This window comes from Streptomyces sp. CB01373 (assembly GCF_002803075.1).
In the GTDB taxonomy this organism is placed as follows: Bacteria; Actinomycetota; Actinomycetes; order Streptomycetales; family Streptomycetaceae; genus Streptomyces.
Genome location: NZ_NNBK01000001.1, coordinates 576,298 through 596,718, shown reverse-complemented (window position 1 = coordinate 596,718; position 20,421 = coordinate 576,298). Strand labels below are relative to the sequence as shown.

Below are 20,421 nucleotides of genomic sequence, written 5' to 3'. Positions count from 1 at the left end.
GTTCAGCTCTGTTCCGCGGCGCTCGCGCCGCGTCGCGCCAACGGGCGTGTCCCGTTGAGCCGCAGTCTCGCCCCGGCCGCCTCGGCGCGGCCCCGGTCGGCGAGGCGGTCGGCACCGCACTCCTCCGCCAGCTCGACGCCCTCGTGCAGAAGCTCGGACGCCCGGTCCGTGGCGCCACCGCGGCCGAGTTCCGCGCCGAGGTCGATCAGGGCCTCCGCGTACGCGTGCCGACTGGGCGATCGGCGCAGTATCTCCACCGCGCGCTCGCGCAGGGGCAGCGACTGCCCGTCCTCGGCCACTGCCGCGCTGAAGCTCAGCGCCTCACCGATGGCGGTGGGCGTGCCGTAGCGCTCGGCCCGCCGCAGCATCTTCGCCGTGAGGGCGCGGGCGCCCGCGGGGTCCTCCTCGACGACGGCGAGGGCGAGGTGTCCCGCCCAGGGGCACCAGGTCGGGTTGACGATGCCCTTGGCATCCAGCCGCGCCCCGGCGGCGGTGAGTTGTGCCTCGGCCTCCTTGCGCAGGCCACGGGCGAGAAGCAGCCGCCCGTAGACCGTCTGGGAGTCCGGGAAGACCACGGCGTTCAGGTACGGGGGCGCGAAGTCGTACGTCCTGGCGACCCGCAGCGCCTCCTCCACGCGGCCCCGGGAGAGCAGGACGTCCACCAGCAGCCCCACCGCGTACCACCGGGCGGGCACCCGGTCGCCGACCCGCTCGGCCAGGCGCACTCCCTCACGGGCGCACTCCTCCGCCTTGACGAGCATCCCGCGCCGGAGCCGGACCAGGCCGAGGAGGGTGAAGCCGAAGGAGAGGTGGGCGCCGCTCCAGCCGACCTGCTCGCACTCGGCGATGGCCGAACTGAACAGTTCCTCCGCGCGGTCGCACTCGTCGGCGTACATGTAGCTGAGCGCGGCCACGCTCGGCAGTTCGAAGCCCCAGTCCGGGTCGGTGTAGCTGAGGCCCATGGCGCGCCGGGCGACGTCCAGGGTGTCCGTGGCCGGCTCCCCGCGCAGCATGGCGTCCCAGGTGCGGATGCACAGCAGGGCCCGCTCCTCGATGGCCTCGCCGGGCAGGTCCTCGACGAGCCGTGCGAGCCGGCGGGAGCGGTCGGACGCCTGCTCCTCGTGGGCGTCGAAGACCAGCCACAGGTAGTGCGCGACCTGCATGCGCAGCCGTGCCCGCGGGGACGCGGACCGGGCCACTTCGGCGCCCGCGACGGCGGCCGCCTTGGCGAGTTCGTCGTTGTGCGCGAAGACCTGGGCCAGCCGGAAGGTGGCGTTCTCCCGCAACTCGGGGTCCAGGAAGGGCTGTTCCAGCGCGGCGGTGAGGTGGTTGACCGTGGTGGCGGGGGCGGTGAGCAGGGCGGAGCAGCCGAGTTCGTGGAGGACGCCCGCGCGGTCCTCGGGCGCGGGAGGTTCGCGCAGCGCGCGTTCCAGGCAGCGCCGGGCCGCGTCGGGCGCGCCCAGACGGAGGTTCTCGCGGGCGGCGGCGCGCAGTTGCCGGACGGTGTTGGGGTCTCCCTCGGGGTGGGTCTCCAGCAGGTGCCGGGCGGCGGCGGTGATGCCCAGGCCGGCGTCGGCGACAGCCCAGGCGGCCTGACCGTGCAGGGCGGTGCGCGTGGTGGGCGGGATGGCCTGGTACACGGCGGTGGCGATGAGCGGGTGGATGAACTCGAGGGTGCGGGTGCCGGTGAGGATGCGGGCGACCCGCAGCCGGTCCACGGCGGCCTGCGCCTCGGCCGGGGGCAGTCCGGCCACGGTCGCGGCCAGTTCCGCGGAGATCTCGGTGCCGAGCACCGCGGCGGCCCAGGCGAGCCGGACGGCGGCGTGGCCGAGCCTCTCCAGGCGCTTGATCAGACCGGTGCCCCGTGCGCTCGCGGCGAGTTCGCCGAGCAGGGAGGCCGATTCCGCGTCCGGGGCGAGGCCACGGTCCTGGACCCTGGCGATCAGCTCGACGGCCTCGTAGGGGTTGCCGCCGGTGACCAGCCAGCACTCGCGGCAGAAGACGTCGTCGGCCTCCACTCCGAGCGAGCGCCGCACCAGTCCGGCCACCGCCTCCGGGCTGAGGGCGTGCAGCGGGATCGGGCGTGCGCTGCGGCCGTCGACCAGTTCGCGGAACGCCTGCGCCTCGGCGGGCACCTCGTCCGGGCGGTAGCCGATGACCACCAGGATGGGAAGTTCCCGTGCCCGCACCGCGAAGGCGGCGAGCCAGGCGAGGGACTCCAGGTCGCCCCAGTGGGCGTCGTCGAGGACCATCACGACCGGTGCGCGGCGCACGGCCACCTGGGTGACGACCCAGTCAAGTCCGTCCCGGACGCCCTGCGGGTCCGGGCCGGCGGTGTCGGTCTTCTGGGCGAACAGGCCGACGGCCGGTCCGGCGATCTCGTACCAGCCGCCGAAGATGTCGCGGCGCTCGGGCTCGGTGCAGGCCGCGAGGACGGGCTGGAGCAACTGGCGTACGACGTGGAAGGGGACGGTGTGCTCCTGCTCGCTGCCCCGGGCGGACAGCACGGTGCAGCCGCGGGCCGCGGCCATGCGGCGGATCTCGGCCAGTACGGTCGTCTTGCCCAGTCCGGCGGCGGCGCTGAAGAACAGCAGCCCGCCCCGCCTGCCTTCGCCGTTCCCCTCGCCCGCACAGATCCCGTCCACCGCTTTCTGAGCGGCGGTCACCTCGTTCTCGCGCTCGTACAGGGGCTTCCCCAGCCGATCGCGTCCGTCCACGATGGTGGTCCTCTCGGTGCGCTGCCGTTCCGACACTCCGTTACCCCTGATCTGCCGGTATGCCGGGAAGCCTAGCGAAACGCACACGCAGACTGCACAGTTGCGTGCGAATTGGTTGCGGGCGGCGGCGAAAGGGTACTCACGCCCGGAGCTGACGCTCCGTCATGTGTCCGGGCGTTCGGAAACAGCGCGTCCGCGGGGGCCGCCACGTCGCCGGCCGAGGCCGCGGGTGCCTTGTCGGCCGAGGTCCTGGCGGTGGAGTGAGGATCTGCCGGTGTCCGAAAGTGCTGGGGGTCGAGCGGGAACGCAGCCGCCCGTACCGGCTGGCCGGGGGCTCGACTCAACGGACCGGAACCTCGGCCGGCCAGGACTCAGCGGGAACGCCCGGCTCAGCGGGCCGCAGCCTCGGCCGGGCAGGGCTCGGTGGGGCCGGTCCCGGCCGGGGCGAGGGCGGGGGTGGTCCGCCGGGAGGAGGTGGTGATCACCGCGAGGCTGGTCAGGGCGAGGAGGGTGAGGACGGCGAGCATCACGGTGTACGACGCCAGCGCGGACAGGGCCGCCAGGACGGCGGGCAGCAGGAAGCCCGAGTAGCACAGGGCGTAGTAGACGCCGGTGATGCCGGCCGTGTCGTCCGGGGTGACGATCCGCTGGATCTCCAGCAGGCCCGAGACGACCCCGATGCCGTAGGCGGCCCCCAGCAGGACGGCTCCGCCGAGGCCGAGCCAGGGCGAGCGGACGGCCGCGTCCCCCGCGCAGACGGCCATGCCGCAGGCCATGAGGATCATCGAGACGATGATGCCGCGTGCCGAGTCGAGCGAGTCCAGGCGCTTGGCGAAGGGCTGGACCAGCGCCCCGGTGCCGAGGGTGCAGACGGTCAGCAGGGTGGCGTAGGCCAGGGCCCAGTTCCCGATCCGGTCGCCGACCAGCTGGGGGGTGACCGCGTAGGCGACGGCGGCCGAGCCGAAGACCCACGGCGCCATCGGAAGCACCACGCGCAGGAAGCGGCGGTGTCCGGCGGCGGGGACCTTGAGGTCGGCCCACAGACTGCGGACGACGGTCGGCCGGGTACGGGTCTCCACGGCGCGCGCCAGCAGGAACAGCGTGGGCACGGTGACCAGGACGTGCACCAGGTACGGCGTGATCATCGGCCAGGGGCCCCACTGGGCCAGCGCGCCGGCCACCCCGGCGCCGAGGCCGAAGCCGAGGGTCAGCGAGAGGGAGGCGCGCCGCGCCCCCGCGCCGGCGTCGGCCGCCGGGTCGTGCGGTGTCTGGGAGAGCTCCTTGACCCAGCTGGTGCCGACCGCCATCGCGATGCCGACGGCCAGGCCGCTGAGGAAGCGGCCGACGTAGACGGGGATCTGTCCGGCCACTCCCCCGCACAGGACGGCGCTGGCCGCGAGCGACGCCGCGGTCGCGGCGGTCATCAGCGGACGGCGTCCGTGGCGGTCCGAGGCGGCCCCGCCCACCAGCAGTCCGGGCACGAGTCCGAGGACGTAGGCGGCGAGAAAGGCGTCGACCGTGACCGCGGAGTAGCCGCCGAGGCGGCGGTACATCAGCAGCAGCGGGGTGAACTGGTTGCCGCCCCACCCGGAGCAGAACATGGCAGCCGCCGCCGGCAGCCACGGCCTGCCCCTGCCGGACGGTACGGCGGGACGGCCGGTCGGCCACCGGGTGGTGCTCATGGCGGTGCTGCTCCTTGCTTGCTCACGTGCTGTCCCCCGGAGATCCAGGGGGTACTGCCGGGGTGCCTTCGGGCGACTCGTCCCGGATTTCGCTGGTCTCTGTTCCCGAGGCCGGCCCCGGGCGGGGTCAGAGGCCGGTCGCGCCGCGGTGGGCGTCCAGATGGGCCCGCAGGGCGCCGGCGAACCCCGCGTCGTCACGGTCGGCGATCCGCTCCACGAGCAGGGTGTGCTCGCCGATCAGCGGAGCCAGGCGGCCCGGCTGCGGCTGGAGGAGCTGCACGGCCATGCGCCGCTGGCGGTCGCGCAACGTCCCGTAGAAACGCTCGGCGAGATCGTTGCCGGAGGCCGCCACGATGGCGTGGTGGAACGCCTCGTCCGCCTCCGCGAAGCCCGCGACGTCGGCCCGGCCGGCGTGCTCCCGCTGGACGTCGATCAGGCCGGACAGCCGGTTCACAAGGTCGGTGAGCGGTCCGGCGCGGCGGGCGATGCGGCGCACGGCGCTGCTTTCCAGCGCCTCGCGCAGTTCCAGAACGTCCTCGGCCTCGCCCGGCCCGACCGGTACCACCACGGCTCCGCGCTTGGGGAAGAGCTGCAGCAGCCCCTCGGCCTGGAGGCGGAGGAACGCCTCGCGGACGGGGGTCCTGCTGAGTGAGGTGCGTTCGGCGATCTCACCCTCGCTGATGAGGCTCCCGCCGGGGAGCCGCCCGCCGATGATGAGCTCTTTGGTCAGGTCGTACGCACGCTCCGCGGCCGGTACACGGGCGGCGGCGGAGGCGGCTGGGGCGGTGGGCATATCTCAACCGTAGCAAACATAGATACAAGCTTGGATACAAGGGATCGATCCGGCCGCGGCGCGAAAACCCGGCGACGATCAGGTCACGCCGGCGGGCGCGATCAGCCGGGGGCGGCACAGGAAGAAGGCCACGCCCTGCCGGACGGTCATGCCCCCGATCCGCCGCCGGGCCGCCCCGCCGAGCGGGGCGGCCTTCTCGCGTGCTGCCGGCCACCCGCCGGGCGGCGTTCCCGACCGGGCGCAGCAACGGGATGACCGCGGCGACGAAGAGGAAGCGAGCCCCGCGAACTCGCGCGGGGAATCGGCGGGAGCACGGGAACACCGTGCCGCACTGCGACACGTACACGTGCCCACGGGCCGCCGGACCGGTCCGTGCCACATCCGAAACACGCAGAACGCGCAGACCCGTTGACTCGTTTCAACGGTGATCATAGAGTCCGACGCCGACGGCCTCGGCCCGCTCCAGCGATCCGGTTTTCCGTATGGATGCGTCCGCTCTTCGCCGCTCTGACGGTGGGTCAGAGGCCGTGCTCCACCGCACCACCTGCACCGCCCCGTACCAGACACTCCGGGAGCAGCAAGTGAACAGACGTCGTACGGCCGTCGCGACCGCCTCGGCCCTCGTCACCACCTTCGCGTTGACCGCCACGCTCGCAGGCCCCGCCACCGCGGCGCCCGGCGCCGCGGACCAGCCCGCCGCGGAGCAGAGCCGGACGGCGTCGGTCGCCACCGCGACCGACGCGGTCACCCACGAGGAGAACGACCGAGTCCCGAAGGGCTCGCTCTGGACGCAGCACTACTTCCCGTCCTCGGACGGCTCGGAGACCGAACTGCACGCCGACGTCCTGCTGCCCGAGGGCCTGGCCCCGGGCGCGAAGGTGCCCGTCATCCTGTCGGTCGGCCCCTACTTCGGGCACTCCGGACAGACCGATCCCGAGGGCTGGAAGCACACCGGCCCTTCGTCCCGCTTCCAGGACTTCATAGAGGGCACCGACCTGTTCGCCCAGGGTTACGCCTTCGTCATGGTGGACCTGCGCGGCTTCGGCGGCTCCACCGGCTGCCTGGACTGGGGCGGCCCCGGCGAGCAGGCCGACGTCAAGGCGGCGATCGACTGGGCGGCGAAGCAGCCGTGGAGCACGGGCGCGGTCGGCATGTACGGGAAGTCGTACGACGCCGTCACGGGCCTGATCGGCAACAACCTGAGCCAGAAGGCCCTCAAGGCCGTCGTCGCCCAGGAGCCGGTGTGGGACATGTACCAGTACATCTACTCCAACGGAGTGCCCCGCCCGAACGTCACCGGCACCGCCAACGCCTACAACTCCATCGCCACGCTCGCCCAGATGGCGGACGACGACCCGCACTACCTGGCCAACGCCCAGTGGGAGAAGACCCACCCGGAGTGCCTCACCCAGAACTCGGCCGGGTACAAGATCGCGGACCAGTGGGACAAGCACTGGACCGACCGTGACCTGGCGAAGATGGCCAAGGGCACCAAGACCCCGCTGTTCGTCACCCAGGGCTTCATCGAGAACAACACCAAGCCCGAGGAGATGCAGGAGTACCTCGACAACCACGTGGGCCCCGAGCGCGGTTGGCTCGGCCAGTGGGAGCACGTGCGCGGCGGCGACCGCACCAGTAACGGGCGCCTCTCCATGGGCCGCGAGGGCTGGTACGACGAGACCCTCTCCTACTACGACGAGTACCTCAAGGACATCAAGCCGAAGGTCAAGTACCCGGCCTACTCCGTGGAGGACTCCACCGGCGCCTGGCGGGCCCAGGACACCTGGCCGGTCGTGAAGCGGTCCGTCACGCTCCCGCTCGGCAACGGCTCGTACCTGGACGACGGCGGCGCCTCCGGCCGCGCGGCCCTGGCCGCGTCCGGCGAGACGACGCCGCAGACGCTCGGCAAGCCGTCCGACGGCAAGTGGGACATGGAGAACGCGCCCGCGACCGAGCAGGCCGCTCCCCAGGGTCTCGCCCGTGGTCTTGCGAAGCAGCAGAAGGACGGCAAGGTCACCTCGAGCTTCTTCGTGTGGTCGCAGCCGGTCGGACAGTCGGTGCGCCTCACCGGCACTCCGCAGCTCTCCCTGACCGCCAAGGGTGAGGGCAACGTCATGCTCAAGCTGTACGACGTCGCCCCGAACGGCAAGGCCGTCATGTTCGACGAGCAGGTCTCCGTGCTGCGTTCGGGCCGCATGAGCGTCGATCTGAAGGCGACCGACTGGACCCTGGCCGCGGATCACGTCCTGGCCGTGGAGATCGGCTCCATCCAGACCGGCTCGTGGCGTGCCACGCCGTCCGGCCAGACGATCGACGTCAAGGGCGCGCAGCTCAGGCTGGCCCTGGACGACCCGGCCCGTGACACCGCCACCGCCGGTGCCCGTTCGCCGTTCCTGGACACCTACCTGCGCCAGTACACGGTGAACCTGCCCGCCGGTCCCGCGTCGTTCACGGTGACCCCCGGCAACCACCTCTGAGCCGAGCCGCGACACCTGACGAGGGTCCCAACCACTGCGGTTGGGGCCCTCGTTGGCGTATCAAAGCGCGCGTACGCGAGTCACGCGACGGTGCGGGAAACAGACAGGAAGGCCAGTGGTTGTGCTGGGTGCCCGGCGTGATGTCCATCCGACCGGCACCCGTTCGGAACGGGGCGTATGCCGGATGGCTGATGACCCTTGCTGTTCCTAGCCTCGGGTCATGATCCTTCGTCGTTCGTGGTTATCAGCTGTGGTGCTGGCACTGGCTGTGTCATCCCTGCCGTCCGTCGCGGCTTCGGCCACGCCGGGCTCGTCCGGCACCGCTTGGTCTGTGCAGCGTGACGCCGACGCGCTGCGGGACACCGGGGTCACCGGGGTGGCGGTCCGCCTGGAAACCCCGCGCGGGACGGTCACGGCCCGCTCCGGAGTGGGGGACCTGGTCACTCGCCGCCCGGTTCCGAAAGACGGCTACCTGCGTCTGGGCAGTATCACCAAGACGTTCGTCGCCACCGTCATGATGCAACTGGTGGGCGAAAAGCGGATCTCCCTCGACCAGACAGTGGAACAGGTGCTGCCCGGGGTCGTGTCCGGTGCCGGCAACGACGGCCGGACCATCACCGTCCGTGACCTACTGCGGCACACCAGTGGCCTGTCCGACTACATCTACGACGTCTTCCCGGACCCCAGTACCCGGACCTACTTCGCCAACCGGTGGCGTGCCTACACGCCCGAAGAGCTGGTGGACCTGGCGATGCGCCATGAACCCGCCTTCCCGGCAGGCACCCGCTGGGCGTACTCCAACACGAACTACGTGCTCGCCGGAATGATCATCAAGAAGATCACGGGCCGCACCTGGGAACAGCAGGTCCACGACCGCATCCTGCGTCCGCTCGGCCTGCGGCAGACCGACACCCCCGGCACCCGGCCCTTCCTTCCGTATCCGCACACGGCCGACTATCAGCAGTTCACCGTGGACGGCCCGATGGTCGACACCACGATCCCCTACCGTCCCTTCGACAGCGGGGCCGACGGCTCGATGACCGGAACGGCCCGCGACCTCAACCACTTCTTCATTGCCCTGGCAAGTGGACAGCTGCTGAAGCCCGCCGAACTCGCTGCCATGCGGAACACCGTGCCGGTGCCGCAGGACAGCGACCACCCGGAAGGCACCCGGGACGGCCTGGGCCTGTTCTCCACACCTCTGTCCTGCGGCGGCGGCTACCTCGGGCACGGAGGGAGCGGCTTCGGATATGTCATCCGAGCAGCGACAACCGTGGACGGTCGACGCACTGTCACCGTCTCCGCGCACAGCCGCTCCGCGGACCCGCGGACCGCCGCCCGTCAGGAAGACGCACTGCGCGACCTCATCGACCACGCCCTGTGCCGCACCACCTGAAAGCCGGCGGCGGGGCGTGTCAGCCCAGGCCGTGCAGCCGCTTGTACTCCAGCGTGTAGGCGAGCTTGCCGGGCTTGGCGTCGGAGTACGGCTTGCTCAGCTTGTTGAACTCGCCCTTGGTGGCCGCGCTGCCGTCGTTCCACCGGTCCAGCGCGCCGAGTTCGGCGGCGGTGAAGCCGCTGTCGACGACCGTGCCCTTGGGCAGCGCCGTCATCGTCTCGGTCAGGGACCTGACGGTGGCGAGGTAGTCGTCGAGGTCGTTCGGCCTCCAGCCGGCCAGGTCGATCGGCTTGGCGTCGCGGACCCAGCTGCCCCAGTAGAACTCCTGGAACGGCAGTCCGTTCTGCGCGTAGCCGATGTCGCGGCCGAAGTAGAGCAGGCTGCGGTACCTGTCGTCGGTGAAGTTGGCCAGGCCCACACCGGTGGGCAGCTTGTTCACGGTGACCTGCTTGCCCTCGGGATCGCGCAGGTACACCCACTTGTGCGCCTTCATCTCGTCCCAGAAGGCCTGGCGGGGCAGGTCGCTCAGGTTGGCCTGCACCCGCAGCCGGACGTGCAGGTCGGGCCCGCCGTCGGGGGTCTCGTAGAAGGAGGTGAGCGTGTGGTGCCCGTCGGTGAGGAACGGTTCGCCGCCGGGTCCGATGACGACGGTCTTCATGGCGGCCACGCTGTCCGCCGTCTCCGCCCCGACAGGGAGTTCGCACGTGAACGACGACGGGTCGTCAAGTCGTGCTCCGTTGGCAATGGTTGCCGAGGCTGACCGGCCGTCGGCCTCGCACCAGTCGTCGAACTTCTTGTTGACCGCGTCCTTGCCGAGGGTGTAGCGGCCCAGCTTGTAGTACACCTCGTCGTAGCCGAGCGACGGCTGGGTCGGGTGCACGTCGCCGATGCGGACGTCGAGCAGGTCACCGGGCTGGGCGCAGAGGTACCGCGAGAACGGCGTGCTCCGGTTGTCGTGGCCGCAGAACGACGGACGGGTTCCCGGAGCGCCGGGTGCGGCCGCGGCGGACGGCGCCAGTGCGGCGACGCCGGCCCCGGAGACGGCGAGGGCCACTCCGAGGGCCGAGGCCCGGCGGGACGGAGATCCGAAGCGCATCACACCTGCTCCTTGCGATATGGGGAATGCCGACGGCCAGCGTGTGGCCGATCGCCCAATGCACCGGATCGTCCCGGTGACGCCCGGTCGAGCCGCAGGTGAACAATTCACCGCCAACCGGCTTCCGTACCGCACTTCCTGGCCGGTTTCCGCGCACGCCACTCAAGATCCGCCGTACCTGATTCAAATTTTCTCAAGCACGAGGATGTTGCGAGCATGTCAACACATCCCTTACGTTTACGCGCGTCAACCCAACCCGTACGCCGAGGAGTTGACGGCGCGCCCGGTCCTACTGACCCCCCACCACGACCGGCGCCCGCCCACCGCCGCCCACAGCTCCGACGCCCCACCCCGACCGTCGTTGGCCGAAACCACGGCCACCCCGGCCCGAGCGCATCGCAGTGTCCCTCCACACCTCTGGGAGCACCATGCCTTCAGCCACCCCCTCGCGGTTCAGACCCGGCACCACCCCCACCGGCCCCCGCCGGACGTTCGCCCGTGCGGCCGGACTCCTGGCCACCGCCCTGACCCTGCTGGTCCTGCCGGGCACCACCTCGGCGACGGCCGCCGGCACCGCCGGGACCGCGTCCGGGACTCCGGTGCGGATGACGCACCCGGACCAGGACCACGCCGGATCCGGGCTCCAGCGCCTGGGCACGGGGTCCCTGGCGGCCGCCGCCCCGCTCGCCGTGAGCACGGGTCCGGCCGGACTCGACGTCAGCGGTTACCAGGGCAACGTCGACTGGACGTCCGTCAAGAACAAGGGCGCCGCCTTCGCCTACGTCAAGGCCACCGAAGGCACCACGTACACGAGCCCCTACTTCTCCCAGCAGTACACCGGCTCGTCGAACGTCGGACTGATCCGCGGCGCCTACCACTTCGCGCTGCCCGGCAACTCCAGCGGTGCCGTGCAGGCGGACTGGTTCGTGAGCCACGGCGGCGGCTGGTCCGCCGACGGCAAGACGCTGCCGCCCGCCCTGGACATCGAGTACAACCCCTACGGCGCAACCTGCTACGGGCTGAGCCAGAGCGCGATGGTCACCTGGATCCGCGACTTCAGCAACCAGGTGCGTGCCAAGGTCGGGCGCTACCCGACGATCTACACCACCACCGACTGGTGGACCACCTGCACGGGCAACAACAGCAGTTTCGGGGCCACCAACCCGCTGTGGATCGCCCGTTACTCCTCCAGCCCCGGTACGCTGCCCGCCGGCTGGTCGGCCCAGACGATCTGGCAGTACGCCGACTCCGGAACGTTCCCCGGCGACCAGGACACCTTCAACGGCACCCTGGCCGACCTCCAGGCCTTCGCCAAGGGAGGCGGCTACAACCCTCCGCCGACGGCCGGTTGGCCCACGGTGAAGCAGGGCGCCTCGGGTGAGCGGGTCAAGTCAGTGCAGTACCTGCTCAACGCGCACGGTTCCGCGCTGGCGGTGGACGGCGCGTTCGGGGCCGGGACCGACTCCGCGGTACGTTCGTTCCAGTCCTCGCACGGCCTCGCCGTGGACGGCGTCGTCGGACCCGCCACCTGGCAGGCCCTCATCGTCACCGTGCAGCAGGGTTCCTCGGGAGCCGCGGTCCAGGCGGTGCAGAGCCAGCTCAAGGCTCATGGTGCCTCGCTGACGGTGGACGGCGCGTTCGGCCCCGGGACCGACTCCGCGGTGCGTTCCTTCCAGTCCTCGCACGGCCTCGCCGTGGACGGCATCGTCGGCTCCAACACCTGGCAGGCCCTGGTCGCCTGACCTTCGGGCGTCGTCACCAGCAGTCACCCGTAGTCACCCGAGGAGGAGACTTCCATGAACCCGGCACGACACCCGCAGCGAAGCATCGACCGCCGCACCCTGTTCCGGAGCGCGGCGGGCGTGACGGCCGCGCTCGGCGTGGCCGCGGTCACCGGCGTCGCCACGGCGGGCACGGCCTCGGCCTACGGCTGGAGCCGCACCCTCCAGCAGGGCGCCTCCGGCTCCGACGTGGTGGAGCTCCAGATCCGCGTCGGCGGCTGGGCCGCGGGCAGCGCCTCCCAGACGTACGTCGCCTGGGACGGCTCCTTCGGCCCGGCCACGGCCGCCGCCGTCCAGCGCTTCCAGTCCGCCTACGGCCTGGGCGCGGACGGCGTCGTCGGCCCGCAGACCCAGAGCGCCCTCAACAGCCTGGAGGCGAGCGACGGTTCGACAGCGCACTTCGACTTCAGCGAGTTCTACTCCAAGGACGGCGCCGGCTTCAACAACGGCAAGGTGGCCTCCGCGACCGTCAAGGAGAACGTCCGCCGGCTGATGTACAAGCTGGAGGCGGTGCGCAAGAAGGCCGGCAACAGCGCGATCACGATCAACTCGGGCTTCCGCAGCATCGCGCACAACGCGGCCTCGGGCGGCGCGTCCAACAGCATGCACCTGTACGGCGTGGCCGCCGACATCGTGGTCTCCGGGCACAGCACCCTGCAGACCTACCGGATCGCCGAGACCTGCGGCTTCTCCGGCCTGGAGGCGTACACGAACTCGTGGCAGCACTGTGACAGCCGCGTCCAGTACCCCTCGTACGGCTCCGGCTCCTGGTGGTGGGAGAGCGGCGTGGCGTGACCCGCCCGCACCCACCGCACCGGGCCCGTCCGCGCCGTCAGGGCACGGACGGGCCCGTCCGGTCGTGGCCGGTGTCCGGTGAGCCGCCCATCATGCGCAGCATGTCCGTCCCGCCGGTCCGCCCGAACCGGAGCAGAAGCAGCGCGGCGAGGAGGAGGAAGGCGATGTTGAGCCAGGTGGTGTAGTTCCAGCTGACGCCTTCCACGGGGAGCCTCGCGTCGGCCTGGTCGGGGATCAGGCCGAGTCCGCCGAAGACGAATTCCACGACATAGCCGGCTACGGCCATCGCGAGGTAGAAGGTGCCCAGCAGGAAGGCCGCCATCCGGGCGCCGTAGTACTTCCGGTAGATACTGAGGATCGGCAGGATCAGCAGGTCGGCGAAGATGAACGCCACCACGCCGCCGAAGCTGATGCCTCCCTTCCACAGCACCACCGCCAGCGGCACGTTGCCGATCGAGCACACGAACGAGACGATCGCCACCAGTGGGCCGATGGCGGGGCCCCACAGTCTGGCGGCGAGCGGGTGGCCGTGGAAGAAGAAGGCGCGCCAGAAGGAGTCCGGGACCCAGGCGGCGACGGCGCCTGCGATGAGCAGGCCGACGACCAGGTCGCGCAGGATCGCCACCCACTCCATGACGAAGACGTGGCTGACGGCGGTGAGGCCCTCGCGGGAGACCAGGCGCCGGGTGAAGGACCCCTCGCGCCGCACGGACATGTCCATCGCCGCGTGGCCCTCCATCGACCCGGCAAGGCCCCGTTCCGCCTGTTCACGGGCCTGGCCGAGCAGCCTCTCGCGCAGGAACAGCCGGAAGAGGACGGCCAGCAGGACGATCATGACGGCGCCGCCGGCGAACTCGGCCGCGGTGAACTGCCAGCCCATCAGCAGCGCGAGGATGACGCCGAGCTCGACGACGAGGTTGGTGGAGGCGATCTCGAAGGCCATCGCCGCGGTGAAGTCGGCGCCCTTGCGGAACAGGGAGCGGGCCAGGGCCACGGCGGCGTAGGAGCAGGACGAGGACGCCACGCCCAGCCCGGCGGCGACGGCGAGGGTGCGGGGCCGGTCGTCGCCGAGCAGTGCGACGACGGTGGACTTGCGGACCACGGCCTGGACGACCGCGGAGAGGGCGAAGCCCAGGATCAGGGCCCAGGTGATCTCCCAGGTCATGGACCCGGTGATCGACAGTGCGTGCAGTACGGCGTGCATCTCTGCAGCCTCCCCGCACGGCGTGGCGGTCGGCCGGGGGACACGCCCGCCGTCGGGGCCGGGCTATCAAGCGTTCGTCACCGGCGGTGGACGCTGACGGCGTAGCCGCCGCCCTCGTAGGGGTCGGCGTCCCAGGTGGCGAAGCGGTCGACGAGGGTGAGGCCGGCCGCGGCGCAGCAGTCGTCGTACTCGGCGAGCGTGATGCCGGGCGGCACGGGCAGGTGGGCCTCGTCCAGGCCGAAGCCGGCGACCAGCAGGCCGCCCGGACGCAGGACGGCGGCCAGGCGCCCGACGACCGCGGCCTCGGTGCCGGCCGCGAGCAACGGGAGGATGTTGCCCGCGGCGACCACGAGGTCGAAGTCCGCCGCGATGCCGAGCCGGTCCGGCTCGAAGGCGGCGAGGTCGGCCTGGAACCAGGGCAGCCCGGGCGCCTGTTTCCGGGCCACCGCCAGCATCGACGCGTCGAGGTCCACCCCGACGCAGTCGTACCCGAGCTCCGCGAGCCGGATCATGACCCGCCCGGTACCGCACCCGGCATCCAGCACCCGCGCCCCAGCAGGCACAAGAGCGGTGCAGAACCGCGCCTCACCGTGCACGTCCTTGCCGCTGCGGGCCAGGGCCGCGAACCGTGCGGCGTAGTCGTCACCGGACGTCTCCCCGGTCAAGTCCCTCCAACGGCTCATGCGGCCCACTATAGGGCGCCCGTGCGTCAGGGAAGTCCCGGTGGGGTTCGGATCACCGGCGTCCGGCGGGACGGCGGCGCGGTGAGGCGCCGCCGGGTGGTGCCGTGGTCGTTCCCCGGGGTCAGGCGTACACGCCCATCTCGTACAGCGAGTAGCCCCAACCGGTTCCGCGCTGTGTGCAGTTGATGCGTACGTAGCGGCCCGTGCCGGTGAGGTCGAAGTCGTTGACGCCGCCCTTGCCGTCGGTGATCTGGCGCAGGGTCTGCCAGTTCTGGCCGTCGTTGGACGTCTGGATGGCGTACGCCTTGGCGTAGGCGGTTTCCCAGACCAGTTGGATGTGCCGGAAGGCGGTGGGGGCGCCCAGGTCGACCTGGATCCACTGCGGGTCGCTCCAGTCGCTGGCCCAGCGGGTGTCCGCGCGGCCGTCGACGGCGTTGGCGGCCGTGCAGGGGCAGTCTCCGCCGGACGGCTGGAACGAGGAGGCGGTGGCGGTCTTGCGCAGGGCGACGTTCGTGCCGTCGATCACCGGTGGGATCACCCTGATCGAGCGCGACTGGACGCCGACGTTCCCGTGGCCGTCCGTCGCCTTGACGTAGATCTTCCAGACGCCGGGGCGGTCGGGTGCCGTGAACTTCAGCCGGCCCGCGCCCGCGCTGCTGAAGCGGAGGGAGTTCAGCTGGCCGCTGCCGTCGAGGTACATGCTGTTGTCCAGGACCTCGTACGTGACCGCGTCGCCGTCGGGGTCGGTGGCCTGGACGTCGAGTGTCACGTCCCGTCCTGCCTGCACCGCGCCCGGGTCGCCCTGGACGCCGATGTCGGACAGCACCGGCGGGGTGTTGTCGCGGGAGGTGTCGCCGCCGTAGGCCTTCTTCACGGCGTAGTAGGAGAGCCGTTTCTGTCCGGCGGGCAGCAGGTTGAACCAGATGCCGCCGAAGTCGTACTCCGTGCCGTAGTGGAACAGCGTGGCGCCGAGCGCGACCCCGTTGTGGCCGGTGACGCAGTTCCACGCCTTGGTGTAGCCCGCGGCCTTGGCCTGGTCGCTGGGCTCCGCCGGGACCCCGTTGGCGTCGTTCGGCACCTCCCACTCGCCGGCCGGGCCGGACTCGGTGACGATGTACGGCTTGTCGTAACCGCCCTGTTGCCAGGCGGACCTGATGTCGCAGACACCGTTGTAGGAGTTGACGGCGTACAGGTCGAGGTCGGGCGCGTTGCGCTTGAAGTAGGGCCAGGCGCCGACCCATGCGTCGGTGGAGGTGACCGGGTGGTCGGGGTCGATGCCGTGGATCCTGCGGGCGACCTCGTTGACGAAGCTCGTGTACGCGTCGCGCTGGCGTTCCAGCTGGTCGCCGCCGTAGCAGTTCTGCAGGCCGAGGACCGACTCGTTGCCCACGTCCCACATGAGCACGCCCGCGTTGTCCTTGTAGGTCCGCGCCCAGTTCGTGAACTCGTTGAGCATGTTGTTCTTGTACGTGGTGTCGGTGACGTAGTCGACGCAACCGCCGCTGCCCGGACCTCCGCCGGGCTGGAGCCAGAATCCGGCGACGACCTTGATGCCGTGCGCGGCCGCGGAGTCGAACAGCGGCTTGCTGCTCGCGTCCGTGCCCCAGGTGCGGATGGTGTTGACGCCCATGGACCTCAGGTCCGGCAGATAGGTGTCGGCGGAGGCGGCGGACGGGCCCCAGGTCAGGCCCTTGATCTGGTATGGCTTCCCGTCCACGGTGAGCTGCCAGTTGCCCTTGGCTCCGGTCACCTTGACGACGCTGCCGGCCGCGTGGGCCTGCGTGGCGGGCAGGGCGGTGAGGGCGCCGAGGGTGAGGAGGCCCGCGGTGAGCGGTGCGGTCAGACGGCGGACGCGACTTCGTGACATGGGGGGTCTCCGATGCGCGGGAGGTGGGGGGAGGTCGGGTGGCCCGGCCGTGTGGGGGTCCGGCCGGGCCACCCTGCTTCGGGGTGGCGCCGTTCAGGGTGCGGTTCAGGGAAGCCGGTAGTCCCCGTTCAGCGCGGCTCCCGCCTCGGGGTGCGTCTCGTCGTAGCCGCGTGCGTCGCACTGGAGGCCGCCGACGATGCAGTGGCCGACCATGGCCGCCAGCGTGGGCGCGTCCCAGGCGTTGAAGAAGTCGTAGTGGTAGGACCAGGCGGCCCCGCTCGACAGCCTCACCCGGGACATGTCGCCGTTGACCGGGAACGCCATCTTGAACTCGATCATCGGCAGCGCGACCGGGTGGTCGGCCGGGCACATGTTGTCGTTGGTGCCGGGCTTGACCACCGGGTAGGCCATGTGGCTGCGGTGGTCAGGGGTGTCGAGGTACTTGCCGTCCCAGCAACTGGGTGCCTGGAAGCGGATGTTGAGCTGTACGTCGGGCCGGTTGGGACAGCTCGCCGGGAAGTCGACGTTGAAGTAGCTGTCGCCGCATTCCCAACCCTCGACGAAACCGGGGCTGTTGCGGAACTCCTGAGCGCTCTGCAACGGGTTGCCCACCACGAAACGCAGCCCCTTGGGGAAGGGCCGCACGCTGGTGTAGTCGGTGACTCCCGCCTTGTAGTAGATCGTCTGCGGGCCGACCGGCAGTACCGCCTTGTCGCCGTTGTAGACGGTCGGCACCCAGTAGCCCGACCGGTCGCCGGGCGCCTTGCAGGCGGTGCCGCCCGCGTCCAGTGACGCGGCGGTGCTGTACGCGTCGGTCGTGGTGTTGCCCATGAAGGTGTGGTCGTGCGACTTGCCCGGCTGCTGCGGATAGACGATGGGGTCGTCGGGCCTGGTGCGGGTGACGGAGCAGTTGGCCTGGAACTCGTGGAAGTAGCGGTGGGGCGGGTTCGCGGTGGACGGGGTGACGCCGGTGACCGGCGGGATCGCCGGGATGTAGCCGTCGCCGTTCGCGTCCTCGGCCGAGAAGGCGGTCGACGCGGCCATGGCGTGCCCGGAGTGGCCGGCCGCGAACGACGTCGCCGCCTCACTGCCGGGGGCGGGCGGCCCGGCACTGGTGGCGACGCCGGCCACACCGAGCGACGTCATCAGCAGGGCGCCGGCGATCAGCATTCCTGACAGGGCTTTCGATCTCCGTGGCATGGAGACCTCCTGAACTCAGGGGGTGAGAAGTGGGGGGTGAAGAAGGGCGAGCGGGCACGGCCTGACGGGATGTCACGAACGTCGTCAGCGGCGGGCAAGCGCTCTCCTGCCCTGGGAGTGTTGAGTGCTTGACGCGCGGGTGTCAAGGCATGCCGCAGAAGGATCAGCGCCGCCCCGCCCGTCCTCATTTCCTGAACACCACCCCACCTGCGGCGGGCACCCGTCCCGTCAACGTTTGAAAAGATTCCCGCGTCCGGGGGCTTGCCGACCCCTCGACCTCATCAGTTAAATCAAGATGTGAACTAAGCCGTGCAGGCTTGCAGTTGAGCTCCAGCACGCCGTGACACAGCCCCGCCCTCCTCGCGAACACTCACCCCCCATCGCATCCGCAGGGACCCGTATGAGACTCAGATCCCTGGGTGTCGCGCTCGCCGCAGTGGCAGCGCTCGTCGCCCTTCCCGCCACCGACCTGCCGGCCGCCGCCGCGGCCGGCACCCCGCTGCCCCAGGGCAAGGCCGCCGCGCCGTCGGCCGACCGGAGCGCCGGCCTCGCGGCCGCCTGCGGCACCGGCAACGCCGCCCTGGGCAAGCCCGCGACAGCCTCCTCCACCGAGAACGCGGGCACCCCGGCCTCCGCCGCCTTCGACGGCGACCCGGGCACCCGCTGGTCCAGCGCCTTCTCGGACCCGCAGTGGGTGCAGGTCGACCTCGGATCGGTCCAGAACCTGTGCAAGGTGGACCTGACCTGGGAGACCGCGTACGCCAAGGAGTTCCAGATCCAGGCCTCGGCCAACGGCCAGAGCTGGACCACGCTGAAGAGCGTCACCGGCGCGACCGGCGGCAGCGCCTCCTACGACGTCAGCGGTTCGGGCCGTTACCTGCGCATCTACGGAACGGTCCGCTCGACCGGCTACGGCTACTCGCTCTGGGAGGTCGCCGTCCACACCGAGTCGTCCGGCGGCGGCACCCCGCCCGTGCAGGGCGGCGGCGACCTTGGGCCGAACGTCATCGTCGTCGACCCCTCCACCCCCAACCTCCAGCAGAGGTTCGACCAGGTCTTCGCCCAGCAGGAGTCCAACCAGTTCGGCAACGGCCGCTACCAGTTCCTGCTCAAGCCGGGCACCTACAACGGGATCAACGCCCAGATCGGCTTCTACACCTCGATCTCCGGCCTTGGCCTCAACCCCGACGACACCCAGATCAACGGTGACATCACCGTCGACGCGGGCTGGTTCAACGGCAACGCCACCCAGAACTTCTGGCGTTCGGCGGAGAACCTCGCCATCAGGCCGTCGCACGGCGACGACCGGTGGGCCGTCGCGCAGGCGGCGCCGTTCCGCCGCATCCACGTCCAGGGCGGCCTCAACCTCGCCCCGAACGGATACGGCTGGGCCTCCGGCGGGTACATCGCCGACTCGAAGATCGACGGCACCGTCGGCCCGTACTCGCAGCAGCAGTGGTACACCCGCGACAGCTCGGTGGGCGGCTGGACCAACGGCGTGTGGAACATGACGTTCACCGGAGTGCAGGGCGCGCCGGCGACCGACTTCGCCACCGGCTCGTACACCACGCTCGACACCACGCCGATCTCGCGCGAGAAGCCGTTCCTCTACCTGGACGGCAACACCTACAAGGTCTTCGTGCCCGCCAAGCGGACCAACGTCCGCGGTGTGTCCTGGCCGGCCAACGCGGGCAGCTCGCTCCCGCTCGACCAGTTCTACGTGGTCAAGCCGGGTGCGACCGCCGCCACCATCAACCAGGCGCTGTCCCAGGGCCTCAACCTGCTGTTCACTCCCGGTGTCTACCACCTCGACCGGACCATCGACGTGACCCGCGCGAACACCGTGGTGCTGGGACTGGGGCTCGCCACCCTCGTGCCCGACAACGGCGTCGACGCGATGCACGTCGCCGACGTCGACGGCGTCCGGCTCGCCGGATTCCTGATCGACGCGGGCGCCGCCAACTCGGACACGCTCCTGCGGGTCGGCCAGCCCGGCTCCTCCGCCGACCACTCCGCCAACCCGACCACGGTGCAGGACGTGTTCGTCCGGATCGGCGGCGCGGGCCCCGGTCTCGCGACCAACTCGATCGTGGTCAACAGCAACAACGTCATCATCGACCACACCTGGCTCTGGCGCGCGGACCACGGCAGCGGCGTCGGCTGGAACACCAACCGGGCCGACTACGGCCTGTGGGTCAACGGCAACGACGTCCTCGCGACGGGCCTGTTCGTCGAGCACTACAACAAGTACGACGTGTACTGGAACGGGGAACGCGGCCGGACGGTCTTCTTCCAGAACGAGAAGGCCTACGACGTCCCGAACGCCGCCGCCATCACCCACGACGGCATCGTCGGCTACGCGGCCTACAAGGTCGCCGACTCGGTCAACACGCACGAGGCCTGGGGTCTGGGCAGCTACTGCAACTTCACGGCCGACCCCTCGATCGTCCAGGCGCACGGGTTCCAGGTGCCGGTCAAGTCCGGTGTCAAGCTGCACGACATCCTGGTGATCTCCCTCGGCGGCCAGGGCCAGTACGCCCACGTCGTCAACAACACGGGCGCGCCCACCTCGGGTACGAGCACGGTGCCGTCCAAGGTGGTCCAGTTCCCCTGACCGGGGACGGATGACCGGCCCGGACCGGCGCCGGCGTGCGGCGAGTCACCCACGGGTGGCTCGCCGCACGCGTGTGCGGAAATGCTGTTGCCGCTGTGACCGCCGGGGCCGGGGCC

At 71.0% G+C, this 20,421-nt stretch carries 13 protein-coding genes; 5 read left to right on the top strand and 8 right to left on the bottom strand.

Features of this window, described 5'->3' with window-relative positions; translation table 11 throughout:
* Positions 1-2: 2 nt before the first annotated feature.
* The 3 genes from CG719_RS02265 to CG719_RS02255 all read right to left on the bottom strand — a co-directional run bounded on the left by CG719_RS02265 (position 3) and on the right by CG719_RS02255 (position 5,192).
* Positions 3-2,717: an ATP-binding protein gene (locus CG719_RS02265; RefSeq protein ID WP_234375375.1), complete on the bottom strand. Its 2,715-nt coding sequence runs from the start codon at positions 2,715-2,717 to the stop codon at positions 3-5.
* Between the two features lie 389 nt (positions 2,718-3,106).
* Positions 3,107-4,399: an MFS transporter gene (locus CG719_RS02260; protein WP_100566728.1), complete on the bottom strand. Its 1,293-nt coding sequence runs from the start codon at positions 4,397-4,399 to the stop codon at positions 3,107-3,109.
* Positions 4,400-4,526: 127 nt separating this feature from the next.
* Complete coding sequence (locus tag CG719_RS02255; protein ID WP_100566727.1) at positions 4,527-5,192, bottom strand: GntR family transcriptional regulator; 666 nt, start codon at positions 5,190-5,192, stop codon at positions 4,527-4,529.
* 581 nt (positions 5,193-5,773) lie between these two features.
* Here CG719_RS02255 and CG719_RS02250 point away from each other — a divergent pair.
* Together CG719_RS02250 and CG719_RS02245 are read left to right on the top strand one after the other, a co-directional pair.
* Entirely contained in the window at positions 5,774-7,669 is a 1,896-nt protein-coding gene (locus CG719_RS02250; protein ID WP_234375374.1) for a CocE/NonD family hydrolase, read from the top strand.
* A gap of 331 nt (positions 7,670-8,000) precedes the next feature.
* Positions 8,001-9,065: a serine hydrolase domain-containing protein gene (locus CG719_RS02245; RefSeq protein WP_234375373.1), complete on the top strand. Its 1,065-nt coding sequence runs from the start codon at positions 8,001-8,003 to the stop codon at positions 9,063-9,065.
* Between the two features lie 19 nt (positions 9,066-9,084).
* Here the strand turns inward: CG719_RS02245 and CG719_RS02240 are convergent, their stop codons facing one another.
* Positions 9,085-10,161: a ParB/Srx family N-terminal domain-containing protein gene (locus CG719_RS02240; protein WP_100566725.1), complete on the bottom strand. Its 1,077-nt coding sequence runs from the start codon at positions 10,159-10,161 to the stop codon at positions 9,085-9,087.
* 428 nt (positions 10,162-10,589) lie between these two features.
* Here CG719_RS02240 and CG719_RS02235 point away from each other — a divergent pair, with 428 nt between their 5' ends.
* Together CG719_RS02235 and CG719_RS02230 are read left to right on the top strand one after the other, a co-directional pair.
* Positions 10,590-11,903: a GH25 family lysozyme gene (locus tag CG719_RS02235; protein ID WP_100566724.1), complete on the top strand. Its 1,314-nt coding sequence runs from the start codon at positions 10,590-10,592 to the stop codon at positions 11,901-11,903.
* A 54-nt stretch (positions 11,904-11,957) separates the two neighbouring features.
* Positions 11,958-12,737 (top strand): D-Ala-D-Ala carboxypeptidase family metallohydrolase, encoded by a 780-nt coding sequence (locus CG719_RS02230; RefSeq protein ID WP_100566723.1) that lies wholly within the window; start codon positions 11,958-11,960, stop codon positions 12,735-12,737.
* Between the two features lie 37 nt (positions 12,738-12,774).
* On the opposite strand, the gene CG719_RS02225 is transcribed toward CG719_RS02230, so the two are convergent.
* The 4 genes from CG719_RS02225 to CG719_RS02210 form a co-directional block, all read right to left on the bottom strand.
* The gene (locus CG719_RS02225; protein ID WP_100566722.1) at positions 12,775-13,941 is read right to left on the bottom strand and encodes a permease; all 1,167 of its coding nucleotides are present in this window, start codon (positions 13,939-13,941) and stop codon (positions 12,775-12,777) included.
* A gap of 77 nt (positions 13,942-14,018) precedes the next feature.
* On the bottom strand, positions 14,019-14,624 hold the full coding sequence (locus tag CG719_RS02220; RefSeq protein ID WP_100566721.1) for a class I SAM-dependent methyltransferase: 606 nt from the start codon (positions 14,622-14,624) through the stop codon (positions 14,019-14,021).
* A gap of 121 nt (positions 14,625-14,745) precedes the next feature.
* Positions 14,746-16,491 (bottom strand): discoidin domain-containing protein, encoded by a 1,746-nt coding sequence (locus CG719_RS02215; RefSeq protein WP_100566720.1) that lies wholly within the window; start codon positions 16,489-16,491, stop codon positions 14,746-14,748.
* Between the two features lie 105 nt (positions 16,492-16,596).
* Positions 16,597-17,691, bottom strand: a complete 1,095-nt coding sequence (locus CG719_RS02210; RefSeq protein ID WP_100566719.1) for a DUF1996 domain-containing protein — start codon at positions 17,689-17,691, stop codon at positions 16,597-16,599.
* 400 nt (positions 17,692-18,091) lie between these two features.
* On the opposite strand from CG719_RS02210, the gene CG719_RS02205 reads away from it, so the two are divergent.
* Positions 18,092-20,305, top strand: coding sequence for a discoidin domain-containing protein (locus CG719_RS02205; RefSeq protein ID WP_100566718.1), 2,214 nt, complete (start codon positions 18,092-18,094; stop codon positions 20,303-20,305).
* Positions 20,306-20,421 lie beyond the last annotated feature (116 nt).

What these genes read in the sequence shown, in the direction of transcription:
- CG719_RS02260 (WP_100566728.1), bottom strand. Translation starts at nt 4,399, where the DNA reads ATGAGCACCACCCGGTGGCCGACCGGCCGTCCCGCCGTACCGTCCGGC.
- CG719_RS02255 (WP_100566727.1), bottom strand. Translation starts at nt 5,192, where the DNA reads ATGCCCACCGCCCCAGCCGCCTCCGCCGCCGCCCGTGTACCGGCCGCG.
- CG719_RS02240 (WP_100566725.1), bottom strand. Translation starts at nt 10,161, where the DNA reads ATGCGCTTCGGATCTCCGTCCCGCCGGGCCTCGGCCCTCGGAGTGGCC.
- CG719_RS02235 (WP_100566724.1), top strand. Translation starts at nt 10,590, where the DNA reads ATGCCTTCAGCCACCCCCTCGCGGTTCAGACCCGGCACCACCCCCACC.
- CG719_RS02230 (WP_100566723.1), top strand. Translation starts at nt 11,958, where the DNA reads ATGAACCCGGCACGACACCCGCAGCGAAGCATCGACCGCCGCACCCTG.
- CG719_RS02225 (WP_100566722.1), bottom strand. Translation starts at nt 13,941, where the DNA reads ATGCACGCCGTACTGCACGCACTGTCGATCACCGGGTCCATGACCTGG.
- CG719_RS02220 (WP_100566721.1), bottom strand. Translation starts at nt 14,624, where the DNA reads ATGAGCCGTTGGAGGGACTTGACCGGGGAGACGTCCGGTGACGACTAC.
- CG719_RS02215 (WP_100566720.1), bottom strand. Translation starts at nt 16,491, where the DNA reads ATGTCACGAAGTCGCGTCCGCCGTCTGACCGCACCGCTCACCGCGGGC.
- CG719_RS02210 (WP_100566719.1), bottom strand. Translation starts at nt 17,691, where the DNA reads ATGCCACGGAGATCGAAAGCCCTGTCAGGAATGCTGATCGCCGGCGCC.
- CG719_RS02205 (WP_100566718.1), top strand. Translation starts at nt 18,092, where the DNA reads ATGAGACTCAGATCCCTGGGTGTCGCGCTCGCCGCAGTGGCAGCGCTC.